The organism is Streptomyces sp. ATLC9 (assembly GCF_057196705.1).
Genome location: NZ_JBXUOY010000187.1, coordinates 1 through 10,753, shown reverse-complemented (window position 1 = coordinate 10,753; position 10,753 = coordinate 1). Strand labels below are relative to the sequence as shown.

Annotated in this window: 12 protein-coding genes and 2 pseudogenes; 7 read left to right on the top strand and 7 right to left on the bottom strand. The window is 71.1% G+C overall.

What is annotated here, in order from left to right; genetic code table 11:
* Positions 1-111 precede the first annotated feature (111 nt).
* From AC2CJA_RS18625 to AC2CJA_RS18610, 4 genes and pseudogenes are all read right to left on the bottom strand, one after another.
* Positions 112-351: a hypothetical protein gene (locus AC2CJA_RS18625; protein ID WP_484603832.1), complete on the bottom strand. Its 240-nt coding sequence runs from the start codon at positions 349-351 to the stop codon at positions 112-114.
* Positions 352-782: 431 nt separating this feature from the next.
* Entirely contained in the window at positions 783-1,286 is a 504-nt protein-coding gene (locus AC2CJA_RS18620) for an RICIN domain-containing protein (protein ID WP_484603831.1), read from the bottom strand.
* Between the two features lie 588 nt (positions 1,287-1,874).
* Positions 1,875-2,350: pseudogene (locus AC2CJA_RS18615) on the bottom strand (transposase family protein); the annotation flags it as partial.
* A gap of 212 nt (positions 2,351-2,562) precedes the next feature.
* Complete coding sequence (locus AC2CJA_RS18610) at positions 2,563-2,826, bottom strand: hypothetical protein (protein WP_484603830.1); 264 nt, start codon at positions 2,824-2,826, stop codon at positions 2,563-2,565.
* Positions 2,827-2,942: 116 nt separating this feature from the next.
* Here AC2CJA_RS18610 and AC2CJA_RS18605 point away from each other — a divergent pair, with 116 nt between their 5' ends.
* Entirely contained in the window at positions 2,943-4,100 is a 1,158-nt protein-coding gene (locus tag AC2CJA_RS18605) for a hypothetical protein (RefSeq protein ID WP_484603829.1), read from the top strand.
* A 331-nt stretch (positions 4,101-4,431) separates the two neighbouring features.
* Positions 4,432-5,616: a methyltransferase domain-containing protein gene (locus AC2CJA_RS18600; RefSeq protein ID WP_484603828.1), complete on the top strand. Its 1,185-nt coding sequence runs from the start codon at positions 4,432-4,434 to the stop codon at positions 5,614-5,616.
* A gap of 56 nt (positions 5,617-5,672) precedes the next feature.
* Here AC2CJA_RS18600 and AC2CJA_RS18595 read toward each other — a convergent pair whose 3' ends face one another.
* Positions 5,673-6,302 (bottom strand): hypothetical protein, encoded by a 630-nt coding sequence (locus tag AC2CJA_RS18595; RefSeq protein WP_484603827.1) that lies wholly within the window; start codon positions 6,300-6,302, stop codon positions 5,673-5,675.
* A gap of 308 nt (positions 6,303-6,610) precedes the next feature.
* On the opposite strand from AC2CJA_RS18595, the gene AC2CJA_RS18590 reads away from it, so the two are divergent.
* Together AC2CJA_RS18590 and AC2CJA_RS18585 are read left to right on the top strand one after the other, a co-directional pair.
* Positions 6,611-6,904 (top strand): transposase, encoded by a 294-nt coding sequence (locus tag AC2CJA_RS18590; protein WP_484603826.1) that lies wholly within the window; start codon positions 6,611-6,613, stop codon positions 6,902-6,904.
* A pseudogene (locus tag AC2CJA_RS18585) lies at positions 6,901-7,323 on the top strand (IS3 family transposase); the annotation flags it as partial. The gene AC2CJA_RS18590 and the pseudogene AC2CJA_RS18585, both read left to right, overlap by 4 nt.
* Before the next feature lie 372 nt (positions 7,324-7,695).
* On the opposite strand, the gene AC2CJA_RS18580 reads toward AC2CJA_RS18585, so the two are convergent.
* Entirely contained in the window at positions 7,696-8,619 is a 924-nt protein-coding gene (locus AC2CJA_RS18580; RefSeq protein WP_484603825.1) for a transposase, read from the bottom strand.
* Positions 8,620-8,770: 151 nt separating this feature from the next.
* On the opposite strand from AC2CJA_RS18580, the gene AC2CJA_RS18575 reads away from it, so the two are divergent.
* The gene (locus AC2CJA_RS18575; protein WP_484603824.1) at positions 8,771-9,199 is read left to right on the top strand and encodes an ArsR/SmtB family transcription factor; all 429 of its coding nucleotides are present in this window, start codon (positions 8,771-8,773) and stop codon (positions 9,197-9,199) included.
* Between the two features lie 66 nt (positions 9,200-9,265).
* A complete protein-coding gene (locus tag AC2CJA_RS18570; protein ID WP_484603823.1) occupies positions 9,266-9,472 on the top strand; it encodes a hypothetical protein in 207 nt (68 codons plus the stop codon).
* A 96-nt stretch (positions 9,473-9,568) separates the two neighbouring features.
* Here the strand turns inward: AC2CJA_RS18570 and AC2CJA_RS18565 are convergent, their stop codons facing one another.
* Complete coding sequence (locus AC2CJA_RS18565; protein ID WP_484603834.1) at positions 9,569-10,333, bottom strand: SDR family NAD(P)-dependent oxidoreductase; 765 nt, start codon at positions 10,331-10,333, stop codon at positions 9,569-9,571.
* Positions 10,334-10,600: 267 nt separating this feature from the next.
* Between AC2CJA_RS18565 and AC2CJA_RS18560 the strand changes: the two genes are divergently transcribed.
* The coding region (locus tag AC2CJA_RS18560; protein ID WP_484603833.1) for an FAD-dependent oxidoreductase at positions 10,601-10,753 on the top strand (153 nt) is incomplete at its 3' end.

The following is a 10,753-nucleotide window of genomic DNA, read 5'->3' as shown; positions in this document are numbered from 1 at the left end:
AGCGCGATCGCGTCCCGCTTGTACTCGTCCGAGTACCGCTTCGTGAACTTGCTTCCCACCTGGTGCTACTTCCTCTGGAACCTCAAGATCCCAGTCTCCAGGTGTCCACGATCAAGGGGAAGCCTCAGGCCGGGTGGTGCAGCCGTCCCGGTCGGCGTTGATCCAGTGGCGGAAGGCGTCGCGGTCGTAGCCGGTGCGGTCTTCTGCCTGGACCGGCAGGGCGGCCAGGGCTTCGCGTAGCGGTGCGGTCACGGTGGTGGTCTCGGAGGCCGCGGTCGCCGGGGTGGGGGTGGCGAGCACGGCGAGGGTGGCCAGGGCGGCGGCGGTGGCGGTGCGGAAGGCGGATCTCATGCCCGCATGCATGGGCTGCGGGACGGGCCCGTATGCCGTCCGGGGCCGTACGCCATCCGGGGGAGTGAATATCCATCTCAACACCACACCGGTGACGGTGGCAGGACGGCACAGGCTCCCGGCCCGGCCGAAGAAAGAGAAGTGCGCCCGGCACGGCGGGCATGGCGCGCCCCCATGCAGGGGTGTGGGGCGTGGTGGGGTGTGAGCGGGCTGGCTGCGGCCTTCTCATCAAAAGGGGGTTTGTGTCGCGGTGTCGGCGGGGCGCGGTGCTGGGCTGGGTTTCGCCGGCTTCGCGACCGGCCGGGCCGGGCTGCAGCTGCGGGTGTCCGGCCGGCGCCCGCGGGCGGTGCGTGCCAGGGTTGTCAGCGGGCCGGGCCCGGCCAGTGCGGCTGTCTGGGCCGGGCCCGCACTCCCCTTCCGGGGACCGGAGGTCAGCGGACGTCGAAGGAGTGGGTCTGGTAGGTGTTGTTGCCGCAGGCGTACAGCCGGGCGTGGGTGGGGGCGCCGGTGGCGTAGGGGTGCAGGCACTTGCTGTGGGCCAGGTTGCGCAGCCGGTACCGGTCGGGCCTGGTGGAGTCCTCCAGGGTGAAGGTCTGCTCCCTCCACCGGGAGTCGCACGGGCGCTGCTGGAGGGCTTCGGTGTCGCCGCCGTCCACGGCGGTGACGCACATGTCGCTGTGGAGGTTGCGCAGCAGGAAGGTGGTGCCGGTGACCGGTTCGATGGCCCACTTCTGGGCCAGGTCCTCGGTGTCGCTCTGGTACTGGATCTGAGCGCCGCCGACCGTGGAGTTGCCGGCGACGCCGAGGACGAAACCGGTCTGCCAGTTGCGGACCTTGGTGCCGCTGAGCGGCCCGGCCGCATCCGCGGTGCCGGCTGCCAGAACGGTCATGCCCAGCGCGACGGCGGCACTGAGACAAGCGGAACGAAGACGCATGGAGGGAGTTCCTCTCTTGAGAGGCCGCCGGACCGCACGGCCACACCAATCCATCACTGCTGGTATGCAAGCAAGTTCACTCGGTGACCATCCAGAGGTGGCCGGACCACTCCACGCGAACGTGTCACACCCCGCCGCCCAAACCCCGGCCTTGAAGCACCACCGGAAGACACCCGCACCACCACACGCCCCCACCCCTGGTTCCCCCACGCGAAGACCGAAGCCGCAGACACCCCGGGGCACCGAGGCAGACGGGCCCAGCACCCGGAGCCGCCCCGCCAGTGCCGGATCACACGGCAGCCGCAGCACACCCAGGCGGGCCGGACGCCCCTCGGAGGGAGCCGGGGGCCTTCGGAGCAGGCCAGTGCGGGAGCTGCGGACGGCGGCCGTCGGGGCTGTACGGCAGCTTCAGCCTGCACCTGGCCGACGACCTCTCCGTGGCCGTCTCACCGCTCAACAACGTCGACCTGCACCTGTACCTGCTGCCTTTCCAGCCATACCTGACGCAGTTCTTCAAGGCGGTGGAGCGCAACGCCTGACCCCGCCGCGGCGACCGGCCGGGGGCTGCAGGAGTTCCCGGCGCGATGCGGTGCGGAGGTGTCGGCAGATCAGCGCGCAGCCAGGGCGCATGAGGGCTTCGTGGATGTCGTCGCGGATCTCCCAGCGGATCCGCGGGCGGCGGAAACCGTGCGGCAGGGCGCTGGTCCGCTCGGCCACCCACCGCCGGGCGTCCGGCCCGGAGCCGTGTTCGGTGCCGCGGCGGGCGATGACCGGTTTGACGCCCCTGGCCCGGACGTGGCGGCGGTAGCAGTGGTGGTCGTGGCCGCGCTCAGCCGAAACCTCCCGCAGCCGGGCCCCGCGTGCCGCGGATCGGCGCAACCGCCGCCGGCCGGGGCATCAGCTGAGTGATGTCGCACCCGGTTGCCGCCGGTCGGCGTCGCCGCGAACGGGATACCGGTGGCATCGCGGATCGGATGGTGTTTCGGAGCCCGGCCGACCCCGGCCGACCGGGCTCCTGCCGGTTGTGAGCCGCCCCTGAGCGCCCGGAGGTGGAAGCCTGCGACCTCCTCCGCGATGCGGGCACGTTCCTACGCATCGTCGAGAGGATGCTCCTCCTCCCAGGAGGCTCTGGAGGGGGTCTCTGGCCCGGCATTGACACTCGCGGCAGCAGGCCGGGCCAGCGGTCGCTGGCCCGGCGAGTACCGCCATCCGAACAGCTGGACGCAACAGCCATCCGGCCACGGCTATGGCCTGCCTCTGCGGGGGTGAGGTGGGGTCAGTTCCGGGGGGTGTACCAGGGCACCAGGCGCAGCAGGAGGTCGAGGGTGTGTCTGGCCGCGGTGCGGGTGGCGGGGGTGCGGGCGAAGGCCGAGGCGAGGGCGGTGACGGCGGTGATGGCGCCCAGGAGGGCGGTGACGGCGAGCAGGAGCCGCGTCAGGTGGCCGGGGTGGGTGATGCCGGCCAGGAGCAGGGAGAGGGTGAGGGTGGTCAGTGCGGCGGCGGCCCGTGTGCGGATGCGCCTGCGCTGGCGGTCGGTCATGGGATGGCTTCCTTGCGGTCGTGGCCCCTTTTCGGGGGGCGGGGCTGCTGGTGGGCACCAGTGAGCCAGATGCTTTTCGGCTGCGCGGGGGTACTTCCCGGGGTTGTAATGGCCGGGTGGTACGGGGAGCGGCGAGCTGGGCCGATCAGCAGGTCATCGATGAACTCGCCGCGCGGGGGCTGGTGGTGACGGCGTCGCGGTTGGAGGGCTGGCGTCGGGAGGGGCTGCTGGAGCGGCACCGGCGGCGGGGGCTGGGGCGCGGGCGGGGAAGCGTGGTGGACGCGGTCGATCCGGTGGTGGTGGAGAGTGCGGCCGCGCTGGCCCGGCACACCCGGCAGGGGCGTGACCGGAGGCTGGCGGTGCTGGAGTGGTTCGCCGAGGCCGGCGTGCCCCGGTTGCCCGGTGCGGTGGTGGTGCCCGAGCCGCCCGAGGCCGCGGTCCGTGAGGCTCTCACCTGGGCGGCGGCCACCTCGCTGTCGCAGTACCTGCTGGAACTGGCCCGGAAGGCTGCCGGTAGGGGGGAGGAGGGCCCGGATGCGTTCTATACGGTCGCCGGGGAGCTGGTGGCTTCCCGGCCGCATCACCTCCCGCCGCATCCTGGCCGGGTGCGGGCGGCGCTGTGGGCCGATGAGGACCTGCCCGACGACGGGCCACCGCCGGCGGCGGTCGTGCACCTGGCCGCGACGATCGGCCTGGGCCCGGACGAAGTCGGCGCAGACGCCCTGGCCGAGGCGTTCGCCGCGATGGGCGTGTTCGGCCTGACCGCGGAGGACTGGGCGCGGATGCTGGGCGCGGCCGAGCTCGGTGAGGCCCCCGCGGTGGACTGGAGCCCGCTCGGCCACGCGGCCCTCCCCCTGGAGCAGGCCCGGCAGGCGAGCTGGGAAGAGCTGATACAGGCCCGCACGGTGCTGACCGGGCTGCGGCCCTTCTACGCCCTGTATGTGATGCACGGCCTGTTCATGCCCGACACTCCCGCCCTGGCCGCGTTGCGCGCCCGGATCGACGAACGCGGCCTGGGCTCGCCTCTCACTCAGATGATCTCCATCGACACCGGCCCCCGGCAGTTCACCGACGCGCTCCTGAGCTGCCTGGATCCGATATGGCACGAACTCCACCAAGCCCTGATGGAGCAGCTCCAGGCCGATCCGGACCTGTTCTGCCTGCCCGGAGACGACACCCGCGCCACCGGCTTCATGGAGACCTGGATCCGCACCCTGCACGGGCAGACGCAGCTCGCTCGCAGCCGCCGGGGGGCGCGGCCGCCGGGTCGGTGATGTTCCGGCGGCCGGTGTCGCGGCCCTCCTGTGGCCGTGTGGTGCTCCTGCCCGCACTCCGTCGGGCCGGCTGTCCGTCTCGTTCCGGCAGGGCCGCCCCGCCTCGCCGGACGCGCGGCGGGGTTTTCGGCCGGATCTGCGGATACGGCGGCCCCGGGACCGGACACTGGGCCATGATGAGGCGTCACTTCTCCAACATGGGAGGTTGCTGTGGGGGATCACCGCAAGCCGGAGCCCGACCCCGGGCAGGGCACCCCGCCGCCGGGGAACGCCGACGGGCAGGTGCCCACCCCGCCGCCGGGCGGCGGCAAACACAAGAAGGACTGACCCGGTGCACCTCGACGAGCGGTGCGCCCATCTGGCCGGGGCCATGGCGCAGCGCGGTCTGTGGCCCGAGCGCTCCCCATGGATCCGCCGGGCCGTCGAGGCCCTGCCCCGGCACCGGTTCGCCCCCGACCGGCTCTGGCACTGGGACGGGTCCGCCGGTGTCTACGTGCCGGTGGACCGGGCGGCCGATCCGGAGCGGTGGGCGGCCGAGGTCTACGCCGGGCCGGACGCCCCGGCCGTCACCCAGATCACCGGCGGCCGGGCGTCCTCGAGTCTGTCGTGTCCGGCGGTCGTGGTGGACATGCTCGACTCGCTGCTGCTGGAACCCGGCCAGCGGGTGCTGGAGCTGGGCACGGGCACCGGCTGGAACGCCGCGCTGCTCGCCCACCGCACCGGACCAGGCCGGGTCACCTCCGTCGAGGTCGACGCATCCCTGGCCGCCGGCGCCGAGGCGCGGCTGGCAGCGGCCGGCGCCGAGGTGGCCGTCCGGGTCGGGGACGGTACGGCCGGGTGGCCGCAGGACGCGCCGTATGACCGTGTGATCGCCACCTATGCCGTCGAGGAGATCCCCTGGGCGTGGGTGGAACAGACCCGGCCCGGCGGGCGGATCGTCACCCCCTGGGGGCGGCTGGGCCACGTCGCCCTCACCGCCGCCCCCGATGGGCGCTCCGCGTCGGGGTGGATACAGGGACTGGGGATGTTCATGCCCGCCCGCGGCACCGACCCGGGCGCCCCGTTCCACCACATCCGCGACCGGCAGCCCGCGGGTGCCGAGGGGCTCTTTCCCCGCGCCCTGGGGCCGCTAGCCGGGCCGGAGGGCGGGCACCTGCTGTTCGCCCTGCGCGTGCTGCTGCCCGACATCCACGTCACCACCGAAACCGGTGACAGAGGCGGGGTGACCGCGTGGCTGCACGACGGCCACTCCTCCTGGGCCACCCTCACCACCGGTTCGGGAACCGACACCGGCCCGGGCGCGGACGCGGCTGCGGAGGTGGGTGCGACAGCACGCCAGGGCGGGCCCCGGCGCCTGGCCGACGAAGTACTGCGCGCCTGGACGGTGTGGGAGGAGCGCGGCGCGCCGGGGCTGTACGACTTCGGCCTCACCCGCACCGAACACGAGCAGTGGATCTGGAGCGGCGACCCGAACGGCCCCCGCTGGCAGCCACTGACCCCCGCAGCGGTGCACTGACCTCCGCGGCGGCTTCTGTGGGCGCCTTGGCCGTGCGCCACCGGAGACAGGAGGCGTCAGCCGGGCGTGCCGGACGGGTCGTCCGCCTGGTCCTCGATGAAGGCCACAGCCTCGCGGCCCACCCCGAGCGCGCCGAGGAGGAGGTCCAGGGCCGTCTCAACGTCGCGCTGTGAGCGGTTCAGCCACACGAACAGGCGGTCCTCGTCGTGCGCGAACCGGCTGAGGGCGAACTCCGTGCCCTGGATGCGGAACAGGGCCACGTCCACCTCGTCCAGCTCCTCCCAGGTGCGTTCCACTTCCAGGCGCAGCCGGGCCGCGATCGCCTCCAGCGGCGGCGTCAGCCCGGCGACGATCCGGTAGAAGCTGGCCGCGTACTGCCACGGGCTCACCTGGGAGACGGGGTTCTTCCCCACGTGGTACGGCGGGATGGTCGCAGGCTGCCAGTCCGGCTCCGGCCCCGGCACCTCAACGGTGCCGGGTGTGGCCGGCGGCTCCCCTCCCCCACCGGGCCCCGAGGAGGTGGCGTCCCGGTGCGGGACCTGCTGGGCGGCGTGCCACTGGTCGGCCAGACTCTGCCTCCAGCCCGCCGGGGGCGGCCAGGGCACCCCCCAGGCGGCAAGCTGATCACGAGCCCAGCCGCCCGCCGGAGTACGCGCGGCCTCGACCTCGTCCGGAGAAGGAATCATCACCCGCCCCATGATGGGCCAGGGCCGAAGTCGAGGGCCAGGACATGGTCCGCGAGACCGCCGCAGCCGTCAGGGACTGGATCCCGGTGGTTCCCTTGGGGGACGGCGCCCGGTGGGTACTTGTGGCCACCGGGGCGTGCGTCATGCGGATGAGCGTCCCGCTTGGGGGTTGCTGGGCGGGGTGGTCGTGGTCGCGGCGGGGCGGTGTGGCTGCGTGCGGGGGCCGGGTGGTCGGGGGGCCTTGACCCTTGATCCTGGACACACGAGACACTGGATCCTGAGGATCTGAGAACGGACATCTCGTGGTCATGAAGAACTATCCGCCGCAGTTCAAGGCGGACGCGGTCGCGCTGTACGAGTCGCGGCCCGAAGCGACGATCCGGCAGGTCGCTGCCGATCTGGGGATCAACCCCGAGACCCTGCGCAACTGGGTCCGAGCGGCCGGTGCGAGCCGGGGGCGGCGGGCGGCGGCGCCCGCCGAGCCGCCCACACCGCTGGAGGCAGAGAACGCCGCTCTGCGCAAGAAGGTCCGCGAGCTGGAGGAAGAGCGCGAGATCCTGCGGAAGGCGGCGAAGTATTTCGCCAGGGAGACGCGCTGGTGAACCGCTTCCAGTTCGTCGCCGACCACCAGCGCCGCTACGGCGTGAAGCGGCTGTGCACCATCCTGGGCATCGCCCGCTCCAGCTTCTACTACTGGCGCCGCACCGCCGCGGACCGGGCCGCCCGGCAGGCAGCCGACGCCGCTCTCGCCGCCCGGACACGGGCCGTGCACCGCGAGTCGGACGGCACCTACGGCGTCCCCAGGATCACCGCCGAGCTCCGCGAGGCGGGCGAGCGCGTCAACCACAAGCGGATCGCGCGGCTGATGCGGGCCGCCGGTCTGGCGGGCGTGCGTTTGCGCCGCAGGCACCGCACCACGACTCCGGACCCGGTCGCGGCGAAGGCCCCGGATCTCATCGGCCGCGACTTCACAGCAAGCGAGCCGAACACGAAGTACGTCGGCGACATCACCTATCTCACGTTGGACGGCGGGAAGTTCCTCTACCTGGCCACCGTCATCGACCTCGCCTCCCGCCGCGTCGAGGGCCGCCCCGGCAACTTCATCGGCGACCGCCCGGTCAACTCCGTCATCCAACCCGCTGGCCGTCCCACAACACACCCCTCTGATCAGGAGTGTTGCAACGACTGGTTAAACCCAGGCAGTATGTGTCAATTCGCTACACCGACCGGCTCGCCGAGATCGGGGCCGTAGCATCCGTCGGCTCGGTCGCGGACTCGTACGACAAATCGCAGGCACCTTCCTCTGGTCCGCCCGATGACCCAAACGAAACCGTCTAACGAGCTCGTGCATGGTAGGCGGTGAGACGTCGAGGACCCCGGTGAGGCTCGCTGTTCACCTCTGCTGGGCCGAGGCCAGGTCCGCGGTCTGCTGGTGGGACAGCAGTCCGGCGACGGCCTGGACCGTGTCGCTGATGTGCTCGCGGCGACCGAGGTGGCGGGCCAGAGCACGCCAGTTCTTCAGGTGGGCGATGCCGTGCTCGACCCGGATGCGCCGCGAGGAGTGTGCCGTGTGCTGCCGCCGGTGCATCTCCTCGTACCAGTCGGGGGCGTTCTTCTTGAACTTCCGGTGCGGTGGTGTGATCACGCGTCCGCCGGTCTGCGCGCCCAGGCCCTGGTAGCCGGCGTCGGCGAGGATCTCCACAGCCGGCCCGTTGGCCAGGAGCTTGGCCGGCCCCAGCTGGCGGGGGTGGGTGATGTCCGCGCAGCTTCCCGGCCGGGTCGGGCTGCAGAACAGCATCCGGCCGTCCCCGTCAGTGACGATCATGGTCTTGACGGCGTTCTGCCTGGTCTTGCCGGAGATGAATTTGTCCCGGTCCCTGCGTCCGGCGGCCGGGCGCCGGACGCGGATCTCGGTGCCGTCGATGATCCCGGTCTTTCCGCTGACGCCGAGGTGGTCGATGACCTCGGCCAGGGTTCGCAGCCGCACGCCGGGGGCGATGGTGCAGCCTCGCTCGGCGAGCAGGGGCTGCACTTCGCCGACGGCGCGGGTGATGGTGGAGCGGTCCACGCCGAACCAGCAGGCCAGCACGTCGTGCGTGGTGGCGTGCCGGAGGTGGACGAGCGTGGCCAGGAGTCGGTCGACGAAGACCAGCCGGTGCTTCGCGCCGGCGCCGACCGCCCGCTTCCGCGGCCGGGAGGTGAGCCTGGCCTGGTGCCGCTCATGCCACAGCGGACCCAACTCGGCGACCAGTTCAGCGATCACGTCGGCCGACAGGCCCGTGATCCTCCGGTCGCTGATGATCACTGCACGAGACACGTTCCCCACCACACGACCATGATCGACGATCAGGAGCGCGACGTCTCACCGCTTACCGTGCACGAGCTCGTTAGCTCAACTCCAACAGCACTTTCTCATATCAACAGTCAATACTGTTGACACATGGGCTTGCGAATGCTTTGCTGGTCACATGCGATTGAGCGCAACCGGCACGGCCAGTGCTCCATGGCCACTCCCCCAAGGCGATCAGGCACGGGCGCTCGCCCCGATGCTGCGGGCGATGGCCGACGAGACCCGGCTGACGCTCCTGCTGCTGCTTGCGGATCGCTCGCGCACGGTGAAGGAGCTGCACCAGGCGACCGGCCTGAGCAGGACCCTCATAAGCCACCACCTCGCACCGCTGCGCGAGCAGAAGCTGGTCAGGGTGTTTCCACAGGGCCGTAGCAACGTCTACTCACTGTGCTGCTCGGCCCTCCGAGGGCCGGCGCAACTACTGGCCGCCCTGGCCGCCGTTTCTCCGGACGACACCAGAGTCCACCTGGAGCGTCCGGACGTCGGCCCGGTTCCTGCCACCGAGAGTTCACGGTCGTCGAAGCGAGCCGGCCCGACACCCCTGTAGACCACTTGCCTGTTCGGCAAGTGGTGGGCTTTCCCCGCGACAACCCACCAAGAAAGGGATGTACCCATGAGCAAGTCCACGAAGAAGGGCGGCGTGCTCGGACGCCTCCTCGGGTCCGACAGCTCCAAGAGCGACTGCTGCGCCGTTCAGATCGTCGAAGAGCCGGAGGAGACGAAGGACCAGGTCGCCCCCGCTCCCGAGAACAACACCGACAGCTCCTGCTGCGGTTCCCAGGCCAGGCAGGAGGCCCCGGCGGCGGAGGCACGCAGCTGACTGAACCACTCGCGGCGGGGCGGCCCCTGAAGCGGGTCGCCCCGCCGCCCGGAGTCGGCGCACCCCTCCCGTGCGCACGGGAGGGAAACCGGCCCACTACCGTGCGCCCTCGGTCGTGCGGTGGACCTTGTGCTGGGCTGCCTGGGCCACGGGACGCACGACCAGCAGATCGACGTTGACATGAGGAGGCCGGGTCACCGTCCACACAATGGTCTCTGCGATGTCCTCAGCCCTGAGAGGCTGCTCTACACCCTTGTAGACGGCGGCCGCCCGTTCACGGTCGCCGCGGTAGCGGTTCAGCGAGAACTCCTCCGTGTACACCATCCCGGGTGCTATCTCGATGACACGCAGATCCTGGCCGCACATCTCCAGTCGAAGCGTCTCGGCCAGCGCGTGCTGGGCGTGTTTGGCCGCGCTGTATCCCCCTCCGCCCTCGTAGTTGGTGAAGCCGGCGGTGGAGGAGACGATCACGACGGCGCCGTCGCCGCCCGTTCCGAGAAGGGGAAGCAGAGCCTGCGTCATGTGCAGGGAGCCGAGGACGTTCACCTCGTACATACTCCGCCAGTCGTCCGGGGCGGCCTGCTCGATCTGCTCGGTACCGAAGGCGCCGCCGGCGTTGTTCACCAGAACGTCGCACCGTTCGAGCGTCGCGGCGAACGCGACCGTCGCCTGGCGGTCCGTGACATCGAGCGTCCGGGCCTCCGCCTTCCCGCCGGCCTCCGTGATTTCGCCGGCCAGCGCCCGGATGCGTTCGGTCCGACGGGCGGTGAGTACCACCCGGTACCCGGCCAGCGAAAGCGCCCGGGCCGTGGCTGCACCTATTCCACTGCTTGCTCCGGTGACGACCGCCGTACGCTGCATCAGTTTCCCTCTCGTGGTTCCCGAATTATCGAACCCCAACAGCTCTGGCCTTTCGGAGATACCACGAGAGACCGTCCCGGCTTTGAGATCCGAAGGCATCAATGGAACACATTGTGACAGCGAGGGGGCGAGGAGTCAATATTTCCTTTCCAGTCCTGAACGGCTCGGGCTCGAAGTCATGAAATCGCCATCCAAGCGCAGGAAAAATTACCGGCAGACCGGAAGATCGCCTCTTCCGGGAGACGTCAGAAAATTTCAGAGAGAGGGATGAAGGAAATGAACAACCCGCGGAACGTCATTGTGATAGGTTCCGGGCCGGCGGGGTACACCGCAGCGCTCTACACCGCCCGCGCCGCCCTGCGGCCGCTGGTCTTCGAAGGCTCGGTGACCGCCGGCGGCGCGCTGATGAACACCACCGAG